The sequence below is a fragment of the Pseudomonas frederiksbergensis genome, assembly GCF_017114915.1.
In the GTDB taxonomy this organism is placed as follows: Bacteria; Pseudomonadota; Gammaproteobacteria; order Pseudomonadales; family Pseudomonadaceae; genus Aquipseudomonas; species Aquipseudomonas frederiksbergensis_I.
Map to the genome: position 1 here is coordinate 20,091 of NZ_JAAUOE010000038.1, position 25,272 is coordinate 45,362.

Sequence of the window (25,272 nt, forward strand, 5' to 3'; positions counted from 1 at the left end):
ATCTCGGGCGGAGCCCGATTGGGTTAAGGCAGGCGTAAAAGCCAAGGCGATCTCATCGGACCTGTAGGAGCGAGGCTTGCCCGCGAAGGCTGCGTACCTGACACACCACGTTGTCTGGTTCGCCGGCAAGCCTGGCTCCTACAGGGAGCGGTGTGTTACCAGCAGATGCCTTCAGTCCGGCCACTCACGCTGGTGGCTTTGGACATGAAGCCGACCAGGTCGATCACTTGCTTGCCGTGTGGAACTTCCTGCGCCAGGGCGCGGAATTTCTCGTCACGGTTGCCGAGGATGATCACGTCAGAGTTGTTGATCACGTCGTCGAAGTCCGAGTTGAGCAAGGACGAGACGTGAGGGATCTTCGACTCGATGTAATCCTTGTTCGCGCCGTGCACACGGGCGTACTCGACGTTGCTGTCGTAGATGCTCAGGTCGTAGCCTTTGCCGATCAGCATTTCCGCCAGATCGACCAGCGGGCTTTCGCGCAGGTCGTCGGTGCCGGCCTTGAAGCTCAGACCCAGCAGGGCGACTTTGCGTTTTTCATGGCTGGAGACGATGTCGAACGCGTTCTGCACCTGGGACTCGTTACTGCGCATCAGCGAGTTGAGCAGCGGTGCTTCCACGTCCAGGGAGCCGGCGCGGTAGGTCAGGGCACGGACGTCTTTGGGCAGGCAGGAGCCGCCGAACGCGAAGCCAGGGCGCATGTAGTACTGGGACAGGTTCAGTGTCTTGTCCTGGCAGACCACTTCCATCACTTCACGACCATCGACGCCGACAGCCTTGGCGATGTTGCCGATCTCGTTGGCGAAGGTCACCTTGGTGGCGTGCCACACGTTGCAGGTGTACTTGATCATCTCGGCGACAGCGATGTCCTTGCGGATGATCGGCGCGTCGAGTTCTTCGTACAGCGATTGCAGAACGTCGCCCGAAGCCTTGTCGAACTCGCCGATGACGGTCATTGGCGGCTGGTCGTAGTCGGCGATCGCGGTGCTTTCACGCAGGAACTCAGGGTTCACGGCAACGCCGAAGTCGACGCCTGCTTTCTTGCCGGAGCAGTCTTCGAGAATCGGGATGACCACGTTGGCCACGGTGCCCGGCAACACGGTGCTGCGCACGACGATGGTGTGGCGGGTGGTTTTGTCACGCAGAACAAAACCGATTTCGCGGCATACTGCCTCGATGTAGTTCAGTTCCAGGTCGCCGTTCTTTTTGCTCGGCGTACCGACGCAGATCATCGACAGGTCGGTGTCGCGAATCGCCTCGGCGAAGTTGGTCGTACCGCGCAGACGGCCAGTCTCGATACCCTGTGCCAGAAGTTCGCCCAGACCGGGTTCAACGATTGGCGAACGACCGGCGTTGATCATATCGATCTTGTCTTTGGCAACATCGACGCCAACGACGTCATGGCCCCGTGCAGACAGGCAACCGGCACAGACTGCACCGACGTAACCCAAACCAAATATGCTGATGCGCATCGCATTTACCTCTCAGTTAATCAAGACTGTGTTCAACAAGCCATTACATGGCCGGAGTTAAGGGTGTTCAGCGGTCATAGTGCACTCACAAGTGCGGCCTTAAAGGCGTCACAATGCCGTGTGCAGGCATACTAAGTTCCGAGTGTCTAAATAAGTGCACTCAAGGTGTGCGCAACCAGGCCTTATTGTTATGACTTGCCCTGTTATGCAGCCGATCCTCCGTTCAGAAGACGTTCGTGCAAAGGTCTTACGCGCTCAAAGCCAGGCCAAAGGCCCGTGAATCAAGCGGTTGGGTGCTCGGGTGAGCACGTTTATAGGGGCGCAGCCGTGGCCTTGTAGGGGATACTAATGGGGCGTTATCTCCTGTCCTTCATGTATTGCCCAAACAAGTGGTCCATAAGTTCAAGTTAATGTGACAACTTCGCTATCGGGACCTCTTCTCTGCGTAAGTTATCTCGCACAATCGCCGAGAGAATCGTTACCGGTGGTATGAGCGGCGCATTTGGACATAGTTCCTGTCCATCCATCGCGATTTCTGAAATTTCTTGAAATATTGAAAAAGATGGCACTGCTTTCATATTGATAGCACTTGCCGTTTCGCCCTTTATATATAGGGTGATTATTGCCTTGGATATTTTTTTGCCACTATCCATAAAAATTTTCAGTGCCACTACTGAAAAAAATCAGCAAAGTCGAGTGAAACAAAAGTTAGAAAATCGAGTGCTTGTTTTTTGGCGCCAATAAGCTGGCGAAATGGCGGGGGATTGTTTGAGGATCGGAGGGATGGCGCACGACGAAATGATTGATGTCGTGCGCTGACTTGGTGCGGGTCTGGTTACTCCGGTGCGTGGTCGCGCAGGAACACCAGATTGTCCGGTTTAGACTGTTCGCTGCTGTAGCGATAACCCTGAACATCGAACTGCTTGAGGGCCGCCGGATCATTGATGCGTTCTTCGATGACGAAGCGGCTCATCATCCCGCGGGCCTTTTTCGCGTAGAAACTGATGATTTTGTACTGGCCGTTCTTCAGGTCCTTGAACTCGGTATTGATGATGCGCGCGTTCAAGGCACTGCGTTTGACCGCCGAGAAGTACTCATTGGAGGCCAGGTTCAGCAGCACGTCGTCGCCCTGATCGGCCAGCGCTTCATTCAGCCATTCGCTGATCCGCGTGCCCCAGAAGGCGTACAAGTCCTTGCCCCGGGCATTGACCAGTTTGGTGCCCATCTCCAGCCGATAGGGCTGCATCAGGTCCAGCGGGCGCAGCAGGCCATACAGGCCTGAGAGCATGCGCAAGTGCTGCTGGGCGTAATCGAAGTCGGCTTCGCTGAAGGTTTGTGCATTGAGGCCGGTGTACACGTCGCCCTTGAACGCCAGCAAGGCCTGCTTGGCGTTGGCGGGGGTGAAGGCCGGGGTCCAGCTGCCGAAACGCGCGGCATTGAGGCCGCCAATTTTGTCGGAGACGTGCATCAGCTCGCTGATCTGCGCCGGCGTCAGCTCGCGCAGTTGCAGGATCAGTTCCTGGGAGTGGTCGAGGTATTGCGGCAGAGTGAAGCGCTGGGTCGCCGGCGGTGTTTCGTAATCGAGGGTCTTGGCGGGGGAAATCACCATCAGCATGAAGTCGGCTCCTTTAATCGTGGGGGCGATTCTAGGGGGTTGTCTGTGTTGACTCCAGCTGTAGGAGCTGGCTTGCCAGCGAAAGCGGTTTATCATCCGACATCTCCATTGACTGACCCACCGCCTTCGCTGGCAAACCAGCTCCTACAGGAGGCTGGTGTAGCTGCGGGAATTTGAGCGGGATCGGATATAGTGCCGCGCGGGTTTTGTTATGGAGACATCCCATTGCGTATCGTTTTTCTGTTCTTCGCCGGGCTGTTGAGCTTTGGCGCCGTGGCGGCGCCGGGCGATGTGGCGACGCTGGATCGCAGTACCTGGCCTGAGCAGCTCGGCAACCCGACCCTGTTCGACGTTGCCTCCCGGGCCGAGATTCTCATGTTCGCCCGCGTCCTGCTGGCCAGTGAATCGCTGGATGAAGCGAGCCTGGCTCAACGCCTGGGCCTGCGCACCGTCAATCTGGAGTCGGTCAACCACCTGCGCCAGCGCATGTGGCAGCGCTTGCTGAACAACTACAACTTTGCCCAGCAGAGTTGCGATCAGGATGCGTCCTTCTGTTTCCTGGTCGAGGACATGGACACCCTGCGTGAGCAAGCGGCCAAGTTTCAGGTCAGCGACGACAGCTACTACATCAAGTGGGCCGAGCCGAGCCGGTTGTTCCACGCCCGGTACCTGGACGAGCAGTTGCGCAAGGCCGCGCTGTTCCCGCAGACCAGCAGCGAAGTCGATCGTTTTGGCGACTATGAGCGCAATGGCGATGCGATGAATGATCGTCTGTTCCTGCTGACTTTCGACAGCGCTGCCAATGCTGCGCCGGATAACACGGACTGGATTGCCGAGTACCTGCGCAAGTCGAACATGAGCGCGACGTTCTTCGTCCTCGGCAAGGACATCCAGGCCCGTCTGGCCGAACATTCGGTGGCCAGTCTGCAATCAACGTATTCGCAGCAATGCGTTGGCGTGCAAGGCTGGGAGTTCCGCTCCCACAGTCACTGGCAAGACTGGCAGGACTCGGTTCGGCGCAGCGTCGAACTGGTCAAAGGCAAACTGCCGGAGAATTATGTGCCGCTGTTCCGTCCGCCCGATGGCCAGCGTCGGTCCGACGCCGAAGGCTTCTTCAAGTCTCAGGGTTTGCAGGTGGCGTTGTGGGACATCGATGCCCAGGACGGCGCCGGCAAGCTCAAGGGCTACCAGAGCGCACAACGGGTGTTGACCCTGATGCTGCTGTGGCGCCATGGGGTGATCAATTTCAACGTGAAGCAGGATGCGCTGAAAACCGCGATGCCCTGGCTGATCACGCAAACGGCGCCAAGCGGCATCGGTTGGGAAAACTGTCAGGAGGCGTTTCGCTGAAACGGGGGAAAGCCCGTAAACATTGGGGGAGGGGCGTTTTTGGACAAAATTTCGATGCAGGCGGACTTCCGACTTTAGCGGGGTGCTGGCAGTCCGCCAAGTGCTATTGGTCATTCTGCAAAATAAACTTCAAAAAAGCGTCAAAGTGCTTTTTTCTGTCACAGGTTTTGGAGTATTACGAAGACAGACCGCCGAAACCTGCAACACAGGTGGCGTCTTCCAAGACCCAGCGTGTGCAGTTCACCCACAGGTGAATTCGGCAGTCAATTCGAGGCGCAGCACTGTCATGGTATTGCGTCGACTGGCTCCCACAAAGGTGACCGAGTATGGATGATCACGGACGTAGCCCTTCTTCCAACCAGCCAATCCTGTATGTACTCGATACCAACGTATTGATTCACGATCCAAACGCCCTGCTTAATTTCGAAGAACACCACGTCGCGATCCCGATGACCGTGCTTGAAGAGCTGGACAAGCTCAAGAGCGGGCCTCACAGCGTTGCCGCGGAATGCCGCCAGGCCATTCGGCTGATCGACAAGACCCTGGGCGATGCCTCGCCGGAGGACGTTGAACAGGGCGTGCCGATCCAGCGCGGCAAAAGTGGGCCCAAGGGCTTGCTGTCAATTCTGATGAGCAAGCGCGCCGAGCCGAACATTATTCTGCCCGAGCACCTGAACGACAACATCATCATTAACCAGCTGATCGACCTGCGCGCGCGTGATGCAAAACTGCCCGTGGTGCTGGTCACAAAAGATATCAACATGCGCCTCAAGGCCCGGGCTTGCGGGATTGCGGCCGAGGACTACAGCACCGACCAGTTGGTCGACGACGTTTCGTTGCTACCCAACGGCTATCACACCATGACCGGCTCGTTCTGGGACCGGGTGAGCAAGGTCGAAACCCGGCAGGATCATGGCCGCACCTGGCACCAGGTGCAGCTGATCGACAACCTGCCCGCCGTGCACGTCAACGAATTCATCATCGACGAACAGGGCTTTGTCGGCTGGATCAAGGAAATCCAGGTCGACAAGTTGCTGATCCTTGATCTGCACCAGGAACCCCTGTTGCACCAGGAAGCCTGGGGCCTGAAACCCCGTGACATCTATCAAAGCCTGGCGCTGTACGCCTTGCTCGATCCGGATATTCACCTGGTCAACCTGTCGGGCGCGGCTGGTTCCGGTAAAACCATCCTGGCCCTGGCGGCGGCCATCGAACAGACCATGGTCAGCAAACGCTACCGGCGCATCATCGCCACCCGCAGCGTACAGGGGCTGGATCAGGAAATCGGCTTCCTGCCCGGCACCGAAGCGGAAAAAATGGAGCCTTGGCTGGGCGCCATCACCGACAACCTCGAAGCCTTGCACATGGATGACGAGAGCACCCACGGCAGCGTCGAGTACATCCTCGAGCGGGTACCGTTGCAGTTCAAATCCCTCAACTACATTCGAGGCCGCAGCTTCCAGCAGAGTCTGATCTTGATCGATGAATGCCAGAACCTCACGCCGCACCAGATGAAAACCATCATCACCCGTGCCGGCGCCGGTTCCAAAGTGGTGTGCCTGGGTAACCTGGCGCAGATCGACACCCCATACCTGTCCGCGACCAGCTCCGGGCTGACGTACCTGACCGAGCGCTTCAAGGACTTCCCCAACGGTGTGCACATCACCCTGCAAGGGGTGCCACGTTCGATTCTGGCCGAATACGCCGAATCGCATCTGTAACCCTCACCCAAACCGGGCGGCCTGAACCGCCCGGTTTTTTTATGCTGGGCACATTTCCCCCTGCAGGCGTTGCCGAAGGCTGCGATCTTTTGATTTTTGGCATCATCGAAAATTGTCGAAGATCAAAAGATCGCAGCCTTTGCGTGCGGATATTTGACCCACAGGTTTACAATCGATGCTCCTGATCAGGAGTAACCCTGTGCTGACTCATCTCGATTCCCAAGGTCGCGCCAATATGGTCGACGTTACCGAAAAAGCCGTGACGTTCCGCGAGGCGACGGCCCAAGCGCTGGTGCGGATGCTGCCCGAAACCCTGCAGATGATCGTCAGCGGCGGCCATCCCAAGGGAGATGTGTTTGCCGTGGCGCGGATCGCCGGCATCCAGGCGGCGAAGAAAACCAGTGATCTGATTCCTCTGTGCCACCCGCTGATGCTCACCGGCGTCAAGGTCGAACTCAGTGCCGAAGGCGACGACACCGTGCGCATCGTGGCGTGCTGCAAGTTGTCCGGGCAGACCGGTGTCGAAATGGAAGCACTGACCGCTGCCAGCGTCGCCGCGCTGACGATCTATGACATGTGCAAGGCCGTGGATCGCGGCATGACCATCGAGAGTGTACGGCTGCTGGAGAAACTCGGTGGCAAGAGCGGCCATTACCAGGCGGATCAGTCATGAACGTTACCGTGAAGTTTTTTGCCCGTTACCGTGAGGCGCTCGGCGTGGACTCGGTGAGGGTTCAAGGTGATTTCGCCACGGTCGACGATGTGCGCGCACTGCTCGCTCAACGTGACGGCGCCGAAGTACTGAGTGAGCAGAACCTGATGTGCGCCCGCAACGAAGACCTCTGCCAGCTCGACGAACCGGTGAACGATGGCGATGAAGTCGCGTTCTTTCCGACCGTGACCGGAGGCTGAGCCATGGCGATTCGCGTGCAGCCCACGCCGTTCGACCCAGGCGCTGAAGTCAACGCCATGCACGCGGCCAATGTGGGCGTCGGTGCGGTGGTGAGTTTTGTCGGCTATGTGCGCGACTTCAATGACGGCCTCGACGTCGCCGGGATGTTTCTGGAGCACTACCCGGGCATGACCGAAAAAGCCCTGGGCAAGATTGCCGCGGAGGCCGAGCAGCGCTGGCCATTGTTGAAGCTGGAAGTGCTGCACCGCATCGGCGCGCTGGAGCCGGGCGAGCCGATCGTCTTCGTCGGCGCCGCCAGCGCCCACCGTCAGGCGGCGTTCGATGCCTGTGCCTTTGTCATGGACTACCTGAAAACCCGCGCGCCATTCTGGAAGAAAGAAAACACCGGCGATGGTCCGCGTTGGGTGGAAGGGCGCGACAGCGATCATGCGGCGGCGGATCGCTGGAAACAGTAGTCCTGCAGCGCTCTCAAATACGTCTTCGCGGGCAAGCCTCGCTCCTACAGGGTCACACGCAACCGTAGGAGCGAGGCTTGCCCGCGAAGAGGCCTTCTGCATCACCCAAAACCCCACTGATTCCCCTCCCGACCAGAGGCTGGAAGATCTGTATGCGCCCGATTGACGGCTAATACATAAAAGTCCAGTATGGAATTCCAAGTACAAAAAAGTTGTTCCCCTGTTTCAGTTTTTTCTTCTGTCTTGCCAAACCAACAACAACCCGCGAGAGAACGAACATGAAGAAATTCCCCCTCATTACCGGTCTGGCCCTGAGCCTGTTGGCGTGCAGTAGCGTGTTCGCTGCCGAGAAAAGCCTGCGTATCGGTATTGAAGCGGCTTATCCGCCGTTCGCGTCCAAAACCGACAAAGGTGAAATCGTCGGTTTCGACTACGACATCGGCAACGCCCTGTGCGCGCAGATGAAAGTCAAGTGTGTGTGGGTCGAAGGCGAATTCGACGGTTTGATTCCTTCCCTGAAAGTGAAGAAAATCGACATGGCGCTGTCGTCCATGACCATCAATGAAGACCGCAAGAAGTCGGTGGATTTCACCCACAAGTATTACTTCACCTCATCGCGACTGGTAATGAAAGAAGGCGCGGTGGTGGATGACCAGTACGCAAGCCTCAAGGGCAAGAATGTCGGCGTGCAGCGCGCAACCACCACCGATCGTTATGCCACCGAGGTGTTCGAACCCAAGGGTATCAACGTCAAGCGCTACAGCAACAACGAAGAAATCTACATGGACCTGGCTGCCGGTCGCCTCGATGCCATTTTTGCCGACACCATTCCATTGAATGACTTCCTGTCGATGCCCCGTGGCAAGGGTTATGCCTTTGCCGGGCCGGAGCTCAAGGATCCGAAATACGTGGGCGAGGGCGCCGGGATTGCCGTGCGCAAGGGCAATGCCGAGTTGGTCAGCCAACTGAACGCGGCCATCGACGGCATTCGCGCCAGTGGTGAATACCAGAAGATTTCCGAGAAGTACTTCAAGTCTGACATCTACGGCGATTGATGTTGAAATTGTACGTATGGTGAGGAGTGCTGCGAGTGAATCGCGATAGGGGTCTGGGGTTGAGTGCATTGATATAAGGCAGTACATTCGCACTGCCCATGATTGGGGGACGAAGTGTCCCCCTTTTCCTTTTTCAGGTAAGGGTTTTTTCCTCGACTCACTCGTCAGTCGAGGTTTGGCAATTGTTTCGGAGCACGACGGAACATTTGCGTCGCTTCATTTTCTCGATGATTCAAGCTTCTGTTTTTTTCCTGGGTCTAAAAGATTCAGCTTCAGGCGCCATGACGCGGGATATGGATAAAAGGAGAAAGACGTAGTCATGAAAATTCGAGCTATCCATACGCTGCAAGCCGGACCGCTAGGAACGCAGGCATTCAACCTGGTTGACGCATGGTCTGGTGAAACTTCGTCAAGGGTTTTATTAAGCGGGCCGAACGGCTGCGGTAAAACATCGTTACTGCGGGCAGTGGCGACTCTCTGGTCGGCCTTCGGATACTGGCTGCATACTCGTAAAACCCTCCTAAAGAGCAATCAGGATCGTGAATGGCTGCAACGCTGGGGTGGTGTAGCGGTGGTTCTCGAAGAATTACCATTCCAGGCTCCACCTGTACTGCTGGTTTTCGGTGACCGTGGGTGGATCGAACAACTGGCGCTCCAGTATCCAGGTGTTTGTGTAGTGGGTGAGTGGGTGGACCGGACGGGGAAGCGTGGAGCACCAGCCCGCAAGTTGATTTGGCCATTGGAAGGTTCATGGCTGGATGAATGGAGCCGTGTGCAGCAGTTGATGGTTGCATCGCCTGATCCGAGCAAATCCCCCAATATGATCTTCCTGGATGCTGAAGAGCGTCGCTGGGTTACGCCAAGACGGCGTATCGGAGAGATGCGTTCCGAGAATCTGCAGCAACGATGGTTGTCTCGTTATGCGGTTACGGATGATTGGGAGGGGCAGCTTGAGGCTTCATTGCTGACGATGAAAGTAGCTTCACTTCGACGTTTCCATGATTTGATTCGTGACATGAACGCCTTTCTGGGCGGTAAGGAAGTCCTTACTGATGTGAAACTTGGTGAAAATCGACTGCGGGTTAAGCTAAAAGATGGATCTGCTGTCACTCACGGTTTGGATGAGCTCAGTGCGGGTGAGCATCAGGTTCTGATTCTGCTTTATCAAATCAATCGATGGTTGGAGGTTGGCGGGATTGCGTTGATCGACGAGCCTGATCTCTATATGCACCCTTCTTTGGTAGCAGGAATGTTGTCCCGTTTGGAACAAATGGTTGCCGATCGGGGAGGGCAATTACTGATTACCTCTCATGTCCCGGAAGTATGGGAACGATATGAGGCAATTGGTCAACGACTCATGCTTGGGCAGACTTCTGTAGGTACTCAAGAATGAGCGCCGCAGGGGATAAACGGGCACAGATTCGAGATCGGGCGATAGGCAATCAACCTAAGCGAGTACTGCTAGTGGAGGGTAATGATGACAAATTGACCCTTCAGATTTTGTTGGATCGTTTTCACTCTGGCTGGGAACGCGGGTGGGCGGTAGAAGTCGCTGGCAAGAAATCGATGGTCTTGGAGATTTTGAGGCTTGAGCCCGGTTGGTTAGGCTTGGTCGACAAAGATGAGTGGGATGTTGCTGAACAGCAGCGGCAACGTAATGCATTACCTAATTTGTTGGTATTACCCCGCTTTTGCATGGAGAGTTATTTGGTGATTCCCGCTGAGCTTTGGCAGGCAATCCCGCTTGTGCGTCAAGGTGGGGTACAAGGTGGTTTTGATCAATTCCAGACTCGGATGACCAGAGATGTGCAGCGATATGTTCGGCATGGAGTTCTTTGGCATGTCGTAACGCCTCTCTGGTCCGGGCTTCGTGCACGGGGATTTAAAGAGGTATTGGCCTCGGACTCACTCCAATGCGTTGAAGCGGTTCAGGATGATGGTGAAATTCAAAGAGTGCTGAGAGAGTGGGATGAGTATTTGAATCCAGATGTACTGTTCGCCGCGTTTCAAAATTCGCTGCGACAAGTAAACACCATGCCCATCTTGGATCAGATGACTGGATGGGTCCACGGTAAAACATTCTGGCGGGAGGTCATCAACCCAGGAATGAATGAGTTTTTCGGTCAAATGCCAGAAAAGAATCGACGTAGAAAAATCCTTGAGCATTTGCCCCAGTGGCCTGCCGACTTGCTGCCACTTAAAGCCTTACTGACATAACGCCCCATGCGCTACTGAGTTGGGCGGGCTTAAAACACAAGCTCAGCCCTTCAATTCCTTCAAATGCTTGTACACCGTCGCCCGCCCCATGTTCAGCACATTGGCCACATAGTTGGAGGCGCTTTTGCCTTTGAAGGCGCCTTCGGCGTGCAGCGCCAGCACCAGTTCGCGCTTGTGGTCGCGGGTCAGCACATTCAGGCTCAACTGACGCTCACGCAGCCAGGCATGCAGAAAAGTGTTAATCCGTTCCTGCCAGTCATCGCGAAACAGTGAGTCCGGTTGCGGGATCAGTTTGGTCGGCGACAGGAACAGATCCAGCGCCGCTTTCGCGTTTTCGAACAACGAGATATTCAGGTTGATGCACAGCACCGCCAGCGGGTGACCTTCGCTGTCGCGCAACACGCTGCTGAGGCTGCGAATTTTCTGGCCGTCCCAGTTGAGCTTTTCGTACGGCCCGATGTTTCGTTCGCTGACCTCTTCGCTGAGCATGTCTTCCAGTGAAGAGTCGTCACCGATTTCCCGTTTGGACAGGTTGTTGGCGATGTAATCGACCTTTTGCGTGCGCAGGTCGTGCAGCACCACCTCGGCGTGAGGGAAGAACAACGTGGCGATGGCATCGGCAATCGCACGGAAGTTGTCCATGGACACATCGTCCAGGGCCGAGTTTTTTTCAGGTGCGTTCATACAGTGGAGCTCCAGGCAGCGTCAGCGCCCCGTTAAAAAAGGGACGCTGGAAGTTTGCCGCAATCGTGTGGGCACGTCACCTGAGGATCAGGATCAGGATCAGGATCAGCCCAGGCGGGCGGGGGAGAGCATCGCGGTGTCCAGGCCGAAACGGGTGAGCGGCTCGGGCAAGGCCTCACCGCGTACCAGGGCAGCGCTGGCCTGGCCCATGGCAGGCGAGGTCTGGATGCCGTAGCCGCCTTGCGCCGCGACCCAGAACAACCCCGGCACCTGTTGATCGAAGCCGGACAGCAAATCCCCATCGCGCACAAAACTGCGCAGACCGGCCCAGGTGCGGGTCGGGCGGCGGATGGTCAGGGTGGTGGCTTCTTCGATCTGGTAGATGCCCATGGCGATGTCCAGCTCTTCGGGCTGCACGTCGTGCGGTTCCACCGGGTCGGCGTTGGCCGGCGAGCCGAGGAACATGCCGGCGTCGGGCTTCATGTAGAAGGATTCATCGAGGCTGACCAGCATTGGCCAGTCATGGCTATCCAGGCCCTCGGGACCGGCGAAGATAAAGGCTGCCCGGCGCTTGGGTTGCAGGCCCAGAGGTCGGGCGCCGGCCAGCTCGCCAATCTTGTCGGCCCAGGCGCCGGCGGCGTTGATGATGATCGGGGCGCTGAAGGTTTGAGTGTTGGTTTGAACCTGCCATACCCCTTCGGCATCCCGGGTCAGGCTCAGCACTTCGTTGTCAGTATGAACCTCGCCTTTATTGCGTCGGATACCGCGCAGATAACCCTGATGCAGGGCGTCGGTATCGATGTCGCTGGCGGTCGGGTCGTAGATGGCGCCATGGACTTTTTCCCGACGCAGGATCGGCAGGCGTGCGCAGGCCTCGTCGGCGCTGAGCAGTTGCATTTGCGGCACCGTGGCTTTGGCGCTCAGGTATTGATTGTTCAGCTCGGCTGGATCGCCCGTGAAGTCGACGGTCATCTCGCCGCGCGGGGTCAGCAGCGGGTGTTCGCAGAAACCGGGCGGCGGTGCGTCGAAGAAGTCACGGCTGGCCTGGGTCAATGCCCGAACCTGTGGTGTGCCGTAGGCGGCGGTGAACAGCGCCGCCGAGCGTCCGGTGGAGTGATAGGCCGGATGGGATTCGCGCTCGAGCACAATCACCCGCCCGTGCTGCGACAGCCAGAAACCGGTGGAAGCGCCGGCAATCCCGCCGCCGATGATGATGAAATCTGCCAGGCTCATGAACGTCTCCTGATGGGGCGTAAATGCTGAAATTGTCGATATCCCCTGTAGGAGCGAGGCTTGCCCGCGAAGGCGGTGTATCAGTAAACATAGATTGAGACTGACACACCGCCATCGCGGGCAAGCCTCGCTCCTACAGGTTTGTGGTGTTAGCGCTGTAATTGGTAAAGGGCATTGGCCAGTGCGATGTCTTCCAGGCCCAGGCCGATGGAGCGGAAGAACACATGTCGGTCGTAGTCGGGGCGCTGCACTTTTTCGCTGAGCAAATCGGGCAGGTCGCCGATAATCGCGCTTTTGTCCCAGCCATGCTGTTCACCGGCGATCAGCATTTCACCGGCCGAGCCCGGGGTGGTCTGACGATAGTCGCAGAACACCTGCATGTCTTTGAGGCTCTGTGGCGGCACTTCATGGGCGCGCGGGGCGTTGGTGCTGATGGAGGTGATCAGCGCCGGTTTGCTCAAGATGGACGGGTCGATCACCGGGCCGGCGGACGAGGTGCAGAGCATGATCACGTCGGCGTCTTGAATCGCGGCGTCGCGACTGTCGACGAGCGTCAGGCGCGGATCGAGGTTTTTGAGTTGCGCCAACGCTTCGGCGTTCTTGCCGCGCAGGCTCGGCGAATACAGGTTGATGCTTTGCCAGTCCCGCAGGTCCTTGACGTAGTGCAGGTGCGCCTGGGCCACCTTGCCGCTGCCGATGATCGCCAGACGCCGGGCCTTGAGCGGGGCGAGGGCATCGACCGCCACTGCCGTCGTCGCTGCGGTGCGGGCCGTGGTCAGTTCACCGGCATCACAGAGCAGCAGCGGCTGGCCGGTCTGCATCGACATCAGCAGCGTCCAGGCAGTTACCAGCGGGCCTTGCTCGCGCACGATGTAGGGCGACGTCTTGACGCCATACACGCCGTCTTCGGCCAACACACCCAGATAATTGATGAAGTCCCCGGCGCCTTTCGGGAACTCCACTAACTGCTGCGCCGGTTGCACGGCTTGCCCGGCAGCCAGGTCGCGGAACAGCTTGCGCAGGATCTGCGGCACATCGACTTGCGCCAGCCGTTCGCGGGCCTGGGGTTGGGTGATCACGTAAGGCGTGCTGGGCATGGGCGGCTCCGGGCATTGAAAGTAAACTAATTTGTCCATTATGGACTTTTAGTTGTCTCGAGCAAGCCCTTGTTGAAAAAGCCGGACGAAAAAAAAGCGCAGTCCGTTTCCGGCTGCGCCTTTTATCCGGCGACCCGCGTTACGGGCGCTTGCGCTCAACCGCCCGCAGCAGATGCGTCGGTGGCATTTCACAACTGATCTTGCGACCCAGCAGCGCCTCGATGGACGGTAGCTGGTAGGAGTCGTCTTCACCGGCAAAGCTGATGGACACGCCATCGGCGCCAGCACGGCCGGTACGACCGATACGGTGCACGTAGTCGTCCGGGACTTCCGGCAAGGTGAAGTTGATGACGTGGCTGATGCCGTCGATGTGAATGCCGCGACCGGCAACATCGGTGGCCACCAGCACGCGGATCTTGCCTTCGCGGAAACCTTCCAGGGTCTTGATGCGCTTGTGCTGCGGCACATCGCCAGACAGTTGCGCCGCGTTGACACCGTCGCGCACCAGGCGTTCTTCGATGCGCCGCACTTCGTCCTTGCGGTTGGCGAAGACCATCACCCGCTCCCAGCCATTATCGTTGACCAGGTTATAGAGCAACTTGTATTTATCGGCGCCGGCTACCGCGTAGATGTGCTGCTCGACGTTTTCGCTGGCCACGTTCGTGACTTCGATTTCGACGATGGCAGGATCAGTGGTCCATTGCTTGGCCAGGTTCATCACGTCGTCGGTGAAGGTGGCGGAGAACAGCAGCGTCTGACGTTCGCTCTTGGGTGGCGTCTGGCGAATGATCTGACGCACTTGCGGGATGAATCCCATGTCGAGCATCCGGTCGGCTTCGTCCAGCACCATCACTTCGACCATGTCCAGGTGCACGTCGCCGCGCTGGTTGAAGTCGAGCAAGCGGCCCGGAGTGGCCACCAGGATGTCGCAGTGACGGGCTTCGAGGTGCTTGAGTTGCTTGTCGAAGTCCATGCCGCCGACAAACGTCATGACGTTGAGGCCCGTGTACTTGGTCAGGTCGGCCGCGTCCTTGGCGATCTGCACCACCAGTTCCCGGGTCGGGGCGATGATCAGCGCCCGCGGTTCACCCATGTAGCGTTCTTTGGGCGGCGGGGTTTGCAGCAGCTGAGTGATGATCGAAATCAGGAACGCGGCGGTTTTGCCGGTGCCGGTCTGGGCGCGACCGATGGCGTCTTTGCCCGCGAGGGTGAAACCAAGCACCTGTGCCTGGATCGGCGTGCAATACGGAAAGCCCAGGTCCTGAATGGCGTGCATCAGTTCGGGGGCGAGTTTGAAATCGTGGAAGCGGGTTTTGCCTTCCTGGGGTTCGACGACGAAGTCTTCGAGTTTCCAGGGAATAACCGGCGCTTTTGGCTTGGGTTCGCGACGCGGTTTGGCTGGTTTCGGCGCTTCGCTGCGCGGCTGCTCAGAGGCGATGGCCGGGGCAGAGGGAGCGGTCGGTGCGTTCACTGGCTCGTGTTTCGGTGCCGCTATGGTGGCGGTCCGGCCAGGCTGATTACCGTCGGTGCGGTGGCTGGGGGTATGAGAAGGAGCGCTGGAGCCTGGCGCGAGCTGCTCAGCCTCGCTTTTACCGAACATTTTCTTGAGTGCTTTGAGCACGGTCATCTCATCAATTGGTTAAGGAATGTACGCCGGCCAGTGTAATGCAAGAATCGGGCGCGGCGTAGTGGGATGGATCAATGGGTGACTTTTAGCGCAAACGCTCGGCGAGCCAGACGCCGATGTCACGAATTTCTTCGGGTAACACTTCATGGCCCATTGGGTATTCCTGCCATGTCGCGGTGACACCATGCAGCTTTAAATACTCGTAGGCGGTCCGCCCCATCGAATTTTGCACGACGTCATCATACTGGCCATGCAACGACAGCACGGGAATGCGCTGCTGGCTGGCGGAAAGCTCCAGTTCATCGCTGAAGGTCGGGGCATAAGCAGAGAGCGCAAGTACGCCGCCCAACGGTCCCTGCCATTTCAGAAAAACGGTGTGCAACACCACGGCGCCGCCTTGGGAAAAACCGGCGAGAAAGATCCGCGAGGCGTCTATTGCGCTGGCTTTCTGCTCTTCGATCAATTCAATCACCCGTTGCGCGGACTGCTCCAACTGTTCGCGGTTGATCGCGCGTGCCGGGCTCATGGCCAATATGTCGTACCAGCTTGGCATCTCGTAGCCACCGTTGATGGTGACCGCGCGAGTCGGAGCCTGGGGTAAAACGAAACGGGTGGTGAGCAGACTTTCCTGTAGCGCTTCGGCCACCGGCAAAAAGTCGTAGCGGTCGGCGCCCAGCCCGTGCAGCCAGATGACGCAGGCGTCTGCGGGCTTGACGGGTTGAAGAATCAAGGGCTCGGTCATGGGTGCTCCATATTTGTGCGTGCGCGCGCATGAAGTGCGAGATCCGAGTGCGCGCCTGGTTGATCAGTTAATAAAATGTCGCAAGGCTGAATGTTTTGCTATTGACCTGTCCCTGAACCGATTTAGCAAGCGGTCTGGTACGGGCTTTGCTATGGGAAAACCTGTGCAACTAATCTCATGCCTGGCGGTAACACTATCAGTGTACGGCTGGTCGTGGGATAGCAAAGAATCCGGTGATGGATGTTCGCCAGTGGCCGCTACGGGCTTCGCGAACGTGAAAGGGCTACAGCCCGTTCGGCCGATTGGTGAGAAGGGAGTTGTCCATAATGTGGATTTTCTCCTACTAGACTCATAGCGACGGTCCTTACGTCGGTTGACCCTAAAAAAAGCCAACACGGGTCAACAACGCCTCAAAAGGGTGCGACAGGGCTCAAGCTCCGACACAACAAGAGCAAAACTGGAGGTTTGAATGAAGATGTTGAAATCCACCCTGGCCGTCGTGACTGCCGCCGCGGTGCTCGGTGTCAGTGGGTTCGCTCAGGCGGGTGCAACCCTGGATGCAGTGCAGAAGAAAGGTTTCGTACAGTGCGGCGTCAGTGACGGTCTGCCGGGCTTCTCGGTTCCGGACTCCACTGGCAAGATCGTTGGTATCGATGCTGACTTCTGCCGTGCTGTGGCCGCTGCCGTATTCGGCGACGCGACCAAGGTCAAGTTCAGCCAGCTGAACGCCAAGGAGCGCTTCACCGCGCTGCAATCGGGCGAAATTGACATCCTGTCGCGCAACACCACCATGACCAGCTCCCGTGACGCAGGCATGGGTCTGAAATTCCCAGGCTTCATCACTTACTACGACGGCATCGGCTTCCTGGTGAACAACAAGCTGGGCGTCAAGAGCGCCAAAGAGCTTGATGGCGCGACCATCTGCATCCAGGCCGGTACCACCACCGAGCTGAACGTTTCCGACTACTTCCGCGGCAACGGCCTGAAATACACCCCGATCACCTTCGACACCTCCGACGAAAGCGCCAAGTCGCTGGAATCCGGTCGTTGCGACGTACTGACCTCCGACAAGTCCCAGCTGTTCGCCCAGCGCAGCAAGCTGGCCTCGCCGAAGGACTACGTGGTTCTGCCAGAAACCATCTCCAAAGAGCCGCTGGGCCCGGTCGTGCGTAATGGCGACGACGAGTGGCTGGCCATCGTGCGCTGGACTGGCTACGCCATGCTCAACGCTGAAGAAGCTGGCATCACTTCGAAGAACGTCGAAGCCGAAGCCAAAGCCACCAAGAACCCGGATGTGGCTCGTATGCTGGGCACTGACGGTGAATACGGCAAAGACCTGAAAGTGAAGAAAGACTGGGTCGTGCAGATCGTCAAGCAAGTCGGTAACTACGGCGAAGTGTTCGAGAGGAACCTTGGCAAGAGCACTGCGCTGGAAATCGACCGCGGGCTGAACGCTCTGTGGAACAACGGCGGCATTCAATACGCACCACCAGTGCGCTGATGGTTCTATCCCCCGGCGGGCCAACCGCCGGGTGATGTTCTGTTCCATTATTTCCGGGGCACTTCATGCAAAATTCAATCGGCGCACCAAAGCAGAGGCTCAGCCTCAGCGATCCACGAGTGCGTGCGTGGGTATTCCAGATCATCACCATTGTGGCGGTGGTCTCGTTGGGCTGGTTTCTGTTCGACAACACGCAAACCAACCTCCAGCACCGGGGCATCACCTCGGGTTTCGACTTTCTTGAGCGCAGCGCCGGTTTCGGCATCGCTCAGCACCTGATCGACTACACCGAATCGGACAGCTATGCCCGAGTGTTTGTCATCGGTTTGCTCAACACCCTGTTGGTCACCTTTATAGGCGTGATCCTGGCGACGCTCCTGGGTTTCATCGTCGGTGTGGCACGGCTGTCGAAGAACTGGATCATTGCCAAGCTGGCGACGGTGTATGTAGAGGTCTTTCGTAACATTCCGCCGCTGCTGCAAATCCTGTTCTGGTACTTCGCGGTATTCCTGACCATGCCAGGGCCGCGCAACAGCCATAACTTCGGTGACACCTTCTTTGTTAGCAGCCGCGGCCTGAACATGCCGGCAGCGTTGACGGCGGATGGTTTCTGGCCGTTTGTGGCAAGCATCGTCGTGGCCATCGTCGCCATCGTGCTGATGACCCGTTGGGCCAACAAGCGTTTCGAAGAAACCGGCGAGCCGTTCCACAAGTTCTGGGTAGGCCTGGCGATGTTCCTGGTGGTCCCTGCGTTGTGCGCATTGATCTTCGGCGCGCCGCTGCATTGGGAAATGCCACAGCTGCAAGGTTTCAACTTTGTCGGCGGCTGGGTGCTGATCCCTGAACTGCTGGCACTGACCCTGGCGCTGACCGTGTACACCGCGGCGTTCATTGCCGAGATCGTGCGTTCGGGCATCAAGTCGGTCAGCCACGGCCAGACCGAAGCGGCCCACTCGCTGGGGCTGCGCAACGGTCCGACCCTGCGCAAGGTGATCATCCCGCAAGCCCTGCGCGTGATCATTCCGCCGCTGACCAGCCAATACCTGAACCTGGCGAAAAACTCCTCGCTGGCGGCCGGTATCGGTTATCCGGAAATGGTCTCGCTGTTTGCCGGTACGGTGCTGAACCAGACCGGGCAGGCCATCGAGGTGATTGCCATCACCATGAGCGTGTACCTGGCGATCAGTATCAGCATTTCCCTGCTGATGAATTGGTACAACAAGCGCATTGCGCTGATCGAGCGGTAAGGAAGAGCGCATGACGACTCATACTTTCAAACCCGACATGCCCCCGCCGAGCAGCAGCATCGGTGTCGTGGCGTGGATGCGGGCGCACATGTTTTCCAGCTGGCTCAACACCCTGCTGACGCTGTTCGCGTTCTATCTGATTTACCTGATCGTTCCGCCGATCGTGAGCTGGGCGATCCTTGACGCCAATTGGGTCGGCACCACCCGCGCCGACTGCACCAAGGATGGCGCCTGCTGGGTGTTCATCCAGCAGCGCTTTGGCCAGTTCATGTATGGCTACTACCCGGTGGACTTGCGCTGGCGCGTGGACCTGACCGTGTGGCTGGCGGTGATCGGCGTGGCGCCGTTGTTCGTCGCGAGGGTTGCGCACAAGGCAATTTACGGCCTGAGCTTTCTGGTGCTCTATCCGATCATTGCCTACTTCCTGCTGCACGGCGGCCTGTTCGGTCTGAGCACCGTGGCGACCAGTCAGTGGGGCGGCCTGATGCTGACCCTGGTGATCGCTACCGTCGGTATCGTCGGTGCATTGCCGCTGGGTATCGTGCTGGCCCTGGGCCGTCGTTCGAACATGCCGGCGATTCGCGTGGTCTGCGTGACCTTCATCGAGTTCTGGCGCGGTGTGCCGTTGATCACGGTGCTGTTCATGTCTTCGGTGATGTTGCCGTTGTTCCTGCCCGAAGGCATGAACTTCGACAAACTGCTGCGGGCGCTGATCGGCGTGATCCTGTTCCAGTCGGCCTACATTGCCGAAGTGGTGCGTGGCGGTCTGCAAGCGATCCCCAAAGGTCAGTACGAAGCCGCTGCCGCGATGGGCCTCGGTTACTGGCGCAGCATGGGCCTGGTGATTCTGCCGCAAGCCCTGAAGCTGGTGATCCCTGGCATCGTTAACACCTTCATTGCGCTGTTCAAGGACACGAGCCTGGTGATCATCATCGGCCTGTTCGACCTGCTCAACAGCGTCAAGCAAGCCGCCGCCGACCCGAAGTGGCTGGGCATGGCCACTGAAGGCTATGTGTTCGCGGCCCTGGTGTTCTGGATTTTCTGTTTTGGTATGTCCCGCTATTCCATGCATTTGGAACGCAAGCTGGACACTGGCCACAAGCGCTAAAGCAGTACCTAATTTAGGAAGTTTGTGATGAGCGAAGCAATCAAAAAGACAGTGAGCCCCGAAGGCATTATTCAGATGCAGGGCGTGAACAAGTGGTACGGCCAGTTCCACGTGTTGAAAGACATCAACCTGAACGTCAAACAGGGCGAGCGTATCGTTTTGTGCGGCCCGTCGGGTTCCGGCAAATCCACCACCATCCGCTGCCTCAATCGTCTGGAAGAACACCAGCAGGGCCGCATCGTGGTTGATGGCGTGGAACTGACCAACGACCTCAAGCAGATCGAAGCGATCCGCCGTGAAGTCGGCATGGTGTTCCAGCACTTCAACCTGTTCCCGCACCTGACCATCCTGCAGAACTGCACCCTGGCGCCGATGTGGGTGCGCAAGATGCCCAAGCGCAAGGCCGAGGAAATCGCCATGCATTACCTGGAGCGCGTACGCATTCCGGAGCAGGCGCATAAATACCCGGGGCAGCTGTCCGGCGGTCAGCAACAGCGTGTGGCAATTGCCCGTGCCCTGTGCATGAAACCGAAAATCATGCTGTTCGACGAACCGACATCGGCACTCGACCCAGAGATGGTGAAAGAGGTTCTGGACACCATGATCGGCCTGGCCGAAGACGGCATGACCATGCTCTGCGTGACCCACGAAATGGGCTTCGCCCGCACCGTGGCCAACCGCGTGATCTTCATGGACAAGGGTGAAATCGTCGAACAGGCCGCGCCGAACGACTTCTTCGACAACCCGCAGAACGAGCGCACCAAGCTGTTCCTGAGCCAGATCCTGCATTGATAGACGCTTGGCAGTGAAATAAACCCGGACTCTGTTCCGGGTTTTTTTTGCTCCAATGAAACGCTCCACATACTGACCGCGAACCCTGTAGGAGCCGGCTTGCTGGCGATGGCGGCATACCAGACGCCACCGAGTACCCCGGCTATAGCCATTTGGCATCCCACAATGGGTAATCGTGCACACGTGTGACAAGCCCCGCACGCAATGGATTGGCAACGATGTATCGGGCGACCGCTTGCAGATCCGCTTCACGGCGAATCGCGCGATCATGGAAACCTCTCTGCCATACCGTCCCTCTGCGCTCCAGTCGCGCGTTTACCGCCGAAACAGAAGGCTAGTACGCAATAGTGAGGGGTCAGTTCTGAATGTGTCGGTACGATCGCCATCGCCAGCAAGCCGGCTCCTACAGGGTTTACGTGAGCCCGTTGCCTTGTCGGATGAAGCTGACTAACATGTCAGAAAATTCATCCTATGATTGGATGAAAAGGCGAATCCTATGTCAGATATTTCTCCATTAATTAAACGATCCTTGGTCGATCAGGCCCTGGACCAGTTGCGCCTGCGCATTAATCAAGGTGCCTGGACGGTCGGCCAGCGCTTGCCCACCGAGCCGGAATTGGCGACTGAGCTGGGCATCAGCCGCAACACTGTGCGCGAAGCCATGCGCGTGTTGGCGTTTTCCGGGTTGATCGAGATCCGCCAGGGCGATGGCAGCTACCTGCGGGCGGTGGTCGATCCGCTGGACACCCTGAAAGCGTTGTCCCGTTGTACCCAGGAGCAGGCCCGGGAAACCCGGCACATCCTGGAAGTCGAAGCCATCGGTCTGGCTGCGTTACGCCGTACCGATGAAGACCTGGTGGCGTTGCGCGAAGCACTACACGTCAGCGGCAGTCACTACCACGGCGATCTCGACACCTACATTGCCTGCGACTTGATGTTTCACCGTCGTCTGGTGGACGCGGCGCACAACCCGACCCTCAGCGAGCTGTATCGCTACTTCTCCAGCATCGTGGGCGCGCAGTTGCGTCAGACCCTGAATATTTCGCCCCGACGCCAAGCGGTGTTCGACCTTCATGTCGAACTGCTCGATGCCGTCGAACAACGCGACCCGGAACGGGCCAAGGCCCTCACGAGGCAGTTGATCAATGAACCTTGATACCGAGAACCCGATGTCCAGCCAACAGGCCAGCAATAGCCGCATCACTGAACTCAAGCGTACGGCGGAGCTCGAAGAGCTGTTGATCGACGCCGAGGCCGATGACGAAGAGGTGCAGCACAGTCATCCACTCCTGCGGCGGCCGTGGCTGTTGCTGCTGGGCCTGATTCTGGTGGCGCTGAACCTGCGTCCGGCGCTGTCGAGCATGGCGCCGTTGCTCAGCGAGGTCTCGAAAACGCTGGGGTTATCGGCCGCCCAGGCCGGATTGCTGACAACCTTGCCGGTACTTTGCCTCGGTCTGTTCGCCCCGTTGGCACCGGTGCTGGCGCGACGTTTCGGTGCCGAGCGGGTGGTGCTGGGGATTCTCCTGATGCTGGCCGGCGGGATCATGTTGCGCAGTTCGTTCGGCCAGGTCGGCCTGTTCGCCGGCAGCGTGCTGGCCGGCGCCAGCATCGGGGTGATCGGCGTGCTGTTGCCTGGCATCGTCAAGCGCGACTTCCCGAAACAGGCCGGCACCATGACCGGCGTCTACACCATGGCGCTATGCCTGGGCGCGGCCATGGCGGCTGGCGCGACCGTGCCGTTGAGCGAACATTTCGACAAGAGCTGGGCCCTGGGCCTCGGCTTCTGGATGGTTCCGGCGTTGGTCGCGGCGATGTTCTGGCTGCCGCAAGTGGGTCAGAAACACGGCGCGCACCACGTTGCCTATCGGGTCCGAGGTTTGTTGCGCGACCCGTTGGCCTGGCAAGTGACCTTGTACATGGGCCTGCAATCGTCTTTGGCCTACATCGTGTTCGGTTGGTTACCGTCGATTCTGATCGGTCGCGGTCTGACGCCAACCCAAGCGGGTCTGGTGCTGTCGGGTTCGGTAATTGTCCAGTTGGTCAGTTCGCTGGCAGCGCCATGGCTGGCGACCCGTGGCAAGGATCAGCGACCGGCGATCGTGATCGTCATGGCCATGACCCTTGGCGGCTTGTTCGGTTGCCTCTATGCACCACTCGATGGTCTGTGGGGTTGGGCGATTCTGCTGGGATTGGGGCAGGGCGCTACGTTCAGCCTGGCATTGACCCTGATCGTACTGCGCTCACGGGACGCCCATGTCGCGGCCAACCTGTCGAGCATGGCCCAGGGCTTCGGTTACACCCTGGCGTCGATGGGGCCGTTCGCGGTCGGCGTGGTGCATGACTGGACCGGCGGCTGGAGCGCCCTGGGCTGGATCTTCGGCGTGATCGGTTTCGGCGCGATCATCGCCGGCCTCGGTGCCGGGCGTTCGTTGTACGTGCAGGTCGAAAGCGAAAGGATCTGATTCGGGCACACTGTCGGTATTCGGAGTGCGAATGCTGATGGTGTTTCGTCCGTTTGCAGATTATCGTGCTGGCAATCTGCCTATTCTCCGGAGTCTGTCTATGAGTGATGCCCACAACGCCTTGATCACCCGGTTCTACCAAGCCTTCCAGCGGCTGGATGCCGAGGCCATGAGCGCCTGCTACACCGACGACGTGGTGTTCAGCGATCCGGCGTTCGGCGAGCTGCGCGGGCGCGATGCCGGCGATATGTGGCGCATGCTCACGACCCGCGCCAAGGACTTCTCCCTGACCTTCGATAACGTGCGCAGCGATGAGCGCACTGGCGGCGCCCATTGGGTGGCGACGTACCTGTTCAGCCAGACCGGCAATATCGTGGTCAATGACATTCAGGCGCGTTTCGTGTTTCGCGACGGCAAGATCTGCGAGCACCACGACAACTTTGATCTGTGGCGCTGGTCGCGTCAGGCACTGGGTTTCAAAGGGCTGTTGTTGGGCTGGACCCCGCTGGTGGGTAACGCCGTGCGTGCTCAGGCCTTGAAGGGGTTGAAGGCATTCCAGGCCAGTCGCTGATAAGATCGCGGCTTGTTTCCTATCAAGCCTTGATCGTCACGTGAGCACTTCGAGCGAATCTTCCGTCATTGCCGCCGAACCGTCGCTGCCCGTCAGCAAACCCTGGTTCGTCTACCTCGTTCGCGCGGCCAATGGTTCGCTCTACTGCGGGATCAGCGACGATCCCGTGCGCCGCTTCGCCAAGCATCAAAGTGGCAAGGGCGCGCGCTTCTTCCTCTCAAGCCCCGCCATGGCGCTGGTCTACACCGAACTTTGTCGTGACAAGAGCGATGCATTGCGCCAGGAGCGGCTGATCAAAAAACTCAAGAAAAGCGCGAAGGAATGTCTGGTGGCGAGTGCAGCGGCGGGCTTATCAAACTGACTGATAAGTGCCCATCAGGCAGATGGGTAGGCTGCCTGCCGATTGCGCGCTAAGCTGCTGGCTCCTTATCCGAGCGGCGGAGCCGAGCATGTCCGAGTTGATTCTGCATCATTACCCGACGTCCCCTTTCGCCGAAAAGGCCCGCTTGCTGCTGGGCTTCAAGGGGTTGTCCTGGCGTTCTGTGATAATTCCCCGGATGATGCCCAAACCCGACCTGACGGCCCTGACCGGTGGCTACCGCAAGACGCCGGTGTTGCAGATCGGTGCTGATGTCTATTGCGACACCGCGTTGATCGCTCGTCGTCTGGAGCAGGAAAAAGCTTCGCCGGCGTTTTTCCCGGAAGGCCAGGAAATGGTCGCGGCGACCTTCGCGGCGTGGGCCGATTCGGTGGTGTTCCAGCATGCGGTCAGCCTGGTGTTCCAGCCAGCCTCGGTGGCGGTGCGCTTCGGCAAATTGTCGCCCGAAGCGATCAAGGCATTCCTGGCCGATCGCGCCGGCTTGTTCAGCGGTGGCAGCGCCACACGGTTGTCGGCCGAGCAGGCCCGGCATCAGTGGCCAACGATCATGGCGCGTCTGGAGCAGCAGCTTCAGCGCGAGCAGGGGGACTTCCTGTTCGGCGAACCGTCGATTGCCGACTTTGCCCTGGCTCACTCATTGTGGTTCCTCAAGGCGACGCACGTGACGTCACCGTTGGTGGACGCTTATCCGGCCGTTTCAGCATGGTTTGGTCGGGTGATGGGCTTTGGTCATGGCGCGTTCAGCGAGATGACCGCCGAGGAGGCGCTGAGCATTGCCCGCCATGCCACACCGGCCGCATTGCCGGATGAGTCGTTCGATGAACCGAACGGGTTCGAGGTTGGTCAGCAGGTGGTGATCGCAGCGACCGACTACGGGGTTGATCCGGTGGCGGGTGAGTTGTTGTTTGCCGGTAGCGAAGAGTTGATTCTGCGTCGCGAAGACGAGCGAGCTGGCGTGGTGCATGTGCACTTTCCGCGGTTCGGGTTTCGTATAGAGGCTTGCTGACGCACTTGTGGCGAGGGGGCTTGCC

The 25,272-nt window shown here is 58.5% G+C and carries 24 protein-coding genes and 1 pseudogene; 17 read left to right on the plus strand and 8 right to left on the minus strand.

Annotated elements, in window-relative coordinates:
- Positions 1–155: 155 nt before the first annotated feature.
- Together HCU66_RS22070 and yaaA are read right to left on the minus strand one after the other, a co-directional pair.
- Entirely contained in the window at positions 156–1,472 is a 1,317-nt protein-coding gene (locus HCU66_RS22070) for a nucleotide sugar dehydrogenase (RefSeq protein WP_205890571.1), read from the minus strand.
- An 835-nt stretch (positions 1,473–2,307) separates the two neighbouring features.
- A complete protein-coding gene (gene yaaA / locus HCU66_RS22075) occupies positions 2,308–3,087 on the minus strand; it encodes a peroxide stress protein YaaA (RefSeq protein ID WP_205890572.1) in 780 nt (259 codons plus the stop codon).
- Positions 3,088–3,312: 225 nt separating this feature from the next.
- Between yaaA and HCU66_RS22080 the strand changes: the two genes are divergently transcribed.
- The 8 genes from HCU66_RS22080 (at position 3,313) to HCU66_RS22115 (ending at position 10,798) form a co-directional block, all read left to right on the plus strand.
- Positions 3,313–4,437: a polysaccharide deacetylase family protein gene (locus tag HCU66_RS22080; RefSeq protein ID WP_205890573.1), complete on the plus strand. Its 1,125-nt coding sequence runs from the start codon at positions 3,313–3,315 to the stop codon at positions 4,435–4,437.
- A 326-nt stretch (positions 4,438–4,763) separates the two neighbouring features.
- Positions 4,764–6,158 (plus strand): PhoH family protein, encoded by a 1,395-nt coding sequence (locus tag HCU66_RS22085; protein WP_205890574.1) that lies wholly within the window; start codon positions 4,764–4,766, stop codon positions 6,156–6,158.
- A gap of 199 nt (positions 6,159–6,357) precedes the next feature.
- Positions 6,358–6,831, plus strand: a complete 474-nt coding sequence (moaC, locus tag HCU66_RS22090) for a cyclic pyranopterin monophosphate synthase MoaC (protein WP_205890575.1) — start codon at positions 6,358–6,360, stop codon at positions 6,829–6,831.
- Positions 6,828–7,070: a molybdopterin converting factor subunit 1 gene (gene moaD / locus HCU66_RS22095; protein ID WP_205890576.1), complete on the plus strand. Its 243-nt coding sequence runs from the start codon at positions 6,828–6,830 to the stop codon at positions 7,068–7,070. The genes moaC and moaD overlap by 4 nt, the downstream gene beginning before the upstream one ends.
- Positions 7,071–7,073: 3 nt before the next feature.
- Positions 7,074–7,526 carry a molybdopterin synthase catalytic subunit MoaE gene (gene moaE, locus HCU66_RS22100; RefSeq protein WP_052966646.1) on the plus strand — a complete coding sequence of 151 codons (453 nt, stop codon included), beginning with the start codon at positions 7,074–7,076 and terminating at the stop codon, positions 7,524–7,526.
- A 278-nt stretch (positions 7,527–7,804) separates the two neighbouring features.
- Positions 7,805–8,581 (plus strand): ABC transporter substrate-binding protein, encoded by a 777-nt coding sequence (locus HCU66_RS22105; protein ID WP_205890577.1) that lies wholly within the window; start codon positions 7,805–7,807, stop codon positions 8,579–8,581.
- 319 nt (positions 8,582–8,900) lie between these two features.
- Positions 8,901–9,974, plus strand: coding sequence for an ATP-binding protein (locus HCU66_RS22110; RefSeq protein WP_205890578.1), 1,074 nt, complete (start codon positions 8,901–8,903; stop codon positions 9,972–9,974).
- A gap of 92 nt (positions 9,975–10,066) precedes the next feature.
- Positions 10,067–10,798 (plus strand): DUF4435 domain-containing protein, encoded by a 732-nt coding sequence (locus HCU66_RS22115; RefSeq protein WP_205890579.1) that lies wholly within the window; start codon positions 10,067–10,069, stop codon positions 10,796–10,798.
- A 42-nt stretch (positions 10,799–10,840) separates the two neighbouring features.
- Here the strand turns inward: HCU66_RS22115 and HCU66_RS22120 are convergent, their stop codons facing one another.
- The 5 genes from HCU66_RS22120 to HCU66_RS22140 form a co-directional block, all read right to left on the minus strand.
- A complete protein-coding gene (locus tag HCU66_RS22120) occupies positions 10,841–11,482 on the minus strand; it encodes a helix-turn-helix transcriptional regulator (protein WP_205890580.1) in 642 nt (213 codons plus the stop codon).
- A 105-nt stretch (positions 11,483–11,587) separates the two neighbouring features.
- Positions 11,588–12,715, minus strand: a complete 1,128-nt coding sequence (locus tag HCU66_RS22125; RefSeq protein WP_205890581.1) for an NAD(P)/FAD-dependent oxidoreductase — start codon at positions 12,713–12,715, stop codon at positions 11,588–11,590.
- A 149-nt stretch (positions 12,716–12,864) separates the two neighbouring features.
- A complete protein-coding gene (locus tag HCU66_RS22130; RefSeq protein WP_205890582.1) occupies positions 12,865–13,812 on the minus strand; it encodes an ornithine cyclodeaminase family protein in 948 nt (315 codons plus the stop codon).
- 139 nt (positions 13,813–13,951) lie between these two features.
- Positions 13,952–15,439, minus strand: a complete 1,488-nt coding sequence (rhlB, locus tag HCU66_RS22135) for an ATP-dependent RNA helicase RhlB (RefSeq protein WP_205890583.1) — start codon at positions 15,437–15,439, stop codon at positions 13,952–13,954.
- An 85-nt stretch (positions 15,440–15,524) separates the two neighbouring features.
- Positions 15,525–16,181, minus strand: coding sequence for an alpha/beta hydrolase (locus HCU66_RS22140; RefSeq protein ID WP_205890584.1), 657 nt, complete (start codon positions 16,179–16,181; stop codon positions 15,525–15,527).
- A 469-nt stretch (positions 16,182–16,650) separates the two neighbouring features.
- Between HCU66_RS22140 and HCU66_RS22145 the strand changes: the two genes are divergently transcribed.
- From HCU66_RS22145 to HCU66_RS22160, 4 genes are all read left to right on the plus strand, one after another.
- A complete protein-coding gene (locus tag HCU66_RS22145; protein WP_205890585.1) occupies positions 16,651–17,682 on the plus strand; it encodes an amino acid ABC transporter substrate-binding protein in 1,032 nt (343 codons plus the stop codon).
- A gap of 65 nt (positions 17,683–17,747) precedes the next feature.
- Entirely contained in the window at positions 17,748–18,929 is a 1,182-nt protein-coding gene (locus tag HCU66_RS22150; RefSeq protein ID WP_205890586.1) for an amino acid ABC transporter permease, read from the plus strand.
- 10 nt (positions 18,930–18,939) lie between these two features.
- Positions 18,940–20,037: an amino acid ABC transporter permease gene (locus HCU66_RS22155; RefSeq protein WP_205890587.1), complete on the plus strand. Its 1,098-nt coding sequence runs from the start codon at positions 18,940–18,942 to the stop codon at positions 20,035–20,037.
- A 27-nt stretch (positions 20,038–20,064) separates the two neighbouring features.
- The gene (locus HCU66_RS22160; protein ID WP_123719451.1) at positions 20,065–20,829 is read left to right on the plus strand and encodes an amino acid ABC transporter ATP-binding protein; all 765 of its coding nucleotides are present in this window, start codon (positions 20,065–20,067) and stop codon (positions 20,827–20,829) included.
- A 142-nt stretch (positions 20,830–20,971) separates the two neighbouring features.
- Here HCU66_RS22160 and HCU66_RS27205 read toward each other — a convergent pair.
- Positions 20,972–21,151 (minus strand): annotated as a pseudogene (locus HCU66_RS27205) (transposase); the annotation flags it as partial.
- 174 nt (positions 21,152–21,325) lie between these two features.
- On the opposite strand from HCU66_RS27205, the gene HCU66_RS22165 reads away from it, so the two are divergent.
- The 5 genes from HCU66_RS22165 (at position 21,326) to HCU66_RS22185 (ending at position 25,247) form a co-directional block, all read left to right on the plus strand.
- On the plus strand, positions 21,326–21,985 hold the full coding sequence (locus tag HCU66_RS22165) for a FadR/GntR family transcriptional regulator (protein ID WP_205890588.1): 660 nt from the start codon (positions 21,326–21,328) through the stop codon (positions 21,983–21,985).
- The gene (locus HCU66_RS22170) at positions 21,975–23,291 is read left to right on the plus strand and encodes a CynX/NimT family MFS transporter (protein ID WP_205890589.1); all 1,317 of its coding nucleotides are present in this window, start codon (positions 21,975–21,977) and stop codon (positions 23,289–23,291) included. Before HCU66_RS22165 ends, HCU66_RS22170 begins: the two co-directional genes overlap by 11 nt.
- Positions 23,292–23,391: 100 nt before the next feature.
- Complete coding sequence (locus HCU66_RS22175) at positions 23,392–23,862, plus strand: nuclear transport factor 2 family protein (RefSeq protein ID WP_205890590.1); 471 nt, start codon at positions 23,392–23,394, stop codon at positions 23,860–23,862.
- A gap of 40 nt (positions 23,863–23,902) precedes the next feature.
- Positions 23,903–24,223 (plus strand): GIY-YIG nuclease family protein, encoded by a 321-nt coding sequence (locus tag HCU66_RS22180; protein WP_205890591.1) that lies wholly within the window; start codon positions 23,903–23,905, stop codon positions 24,221–24,223.
- Positions 24,224–24,311: 88 nt separating this feature from the next.
- Positions 24,312–25,247: a glutathione S-transferase family protein gene (locus HCU66_RS22185; RefSeq protein WP_205890592.1), complete on the plus strand. Its 936-nt coding sequence runs from the start codon at positions 24,312–24,314 to the stop codon at positions 25,245–25,247.
- Positions 25,248–25,272: the final 25 nt, after the last annotated feature.

Coding starts and splice junctions, on each gene's coding strand:
- moaD (WP_205890576.1), top strand. CDS start 6,828: ATGAACGTTACCGTGAAGTTTTTTGCCCGTTACCGTGAGGCGCTCGGC.
- HCU66_RS22185 (WP_205890592.1), top strand. CDS start 24,312: ATGTCCGAGTTGATTCTGCATCATTACCCGACGTCCCCTTTCGCCGAA.
- HCU66_RS22165 (WP_205890588.1), top strand. CDS start 21,326: ATGTCAGATATTTCTCCATTAATTAAACGATCCTTGGTCGATCAGGCC.
- HCU66_RS22110 (WP_205890578.1), top strand. CDS start 8,901: ATGAAAATTCGAGCTATCCATACGCTGCAAGCCGGACCGCTAGGAACG.
- HCU66_RS22130 (WP_205890582.1), bottom strand. CDS start 13,812: ATGCCCAGCACGCCTTACGTGATCACCCAACCCCAGGCCCGCGAACGG.
- HCU66_RS22125 (WP_205890581.1), bottom strand. CDS start 12,715: ATGAGCCTGGCAGATTTCATCATCATCGGCGGCGGGATTGCCGGCGCT.
- rhlB (WP_205890583.1), bottom strand. CDS start 15,439: ATGACCGTGCTCAAAGCACTCAAGAAAATGTTCGGTAAAAGCGAGGCT.
- HCU66_RS22105 (WP_205890577.1), top strand. CDS start 7,805: ATGAAGAAATTCCCCCTCATTACCGGTCTGGCCCTGAGCCTGTTGGCG.
- yaaA (WP_205890572.1), bottom strand. CDS start 3,087: ATGCTGATGGTGATTTCCCCCGCCAAGACCCTCGATTACGAAACACCG.
- HCU66_RS22120 (WP_205890580.1), bottom strand. CDS start 11,482: ATGAACGCACCTGAAAAAAACTCGGCCCTGGACGATGTGTCCATGGAC.
- HCU66_RS22070 (WP_205890571.1), bottom strand. CDS start 1,472: ATGCGCATCAGCATATTTGGTTTGGGTTACGTCGGTGCAGTCTGTGCC.
- HCU66_RS22150 (WP_205890586.1), top strand. CDS start 17,748: ATGCAAAATTCAATCGGCGCACCAAAGCAGAGGCTCAGCCTCAGCGAT.
- HCU66_RS22160 (WP_123719451.1), top strand. CDS start 20,065: ATGAGCGAAGCAATCAAAAAGACAGTGAGCCCCGAAGGCATTATTCAG.
- HCU66_RS22170 (WP_205890589.1), top strand. CDS start 21,975: ATGAACCTTGATACCGAGAACCCGATGTCCAGCCAACAGGCCAGCAAT.
- HCU66_RS22155 (WP_205890587.1), top strand. CDS start 18,940: ATGACGACTCATACTTTCAAACCCGACATGCCCCCGCCGAGCAGCAGC.
- HCU66_RS22145 (WP_205890585.1), top strand. CDS start 16,651: ATGAAGATGTTGAAATCCACCCTGGCCGTCGTGACTGCCGCCGCGGTG.
- HCU66_RS22140 (WP_205890584.1), bottom strand. CDS start 16,181: ATGACCGAGCCCTTGATTCTTCAACCCGTCAAGCCCGCAGACGCCTGC.
- HCU66_RS22085 (WP_205890574.1), top strand. CDS start 4,764: ATGGATGATCACGGACGTAGCCCTTCTTCCAACCAGCCAATCCTGTAT.
- HCU66_RS22175 (WP_205890590.1), top strand. CDS start 23,392: ATGAGTGATGCCCACAACGCCTTGATCACCCGGTTCTACCAAGCCTTC.
- moaE (WP_052966646.1), top strand. CDS start 7,074: ATGGCGATTCGCGTGCAGCCCACGCCGTTCGACCCAGGCGCTGAAGTC.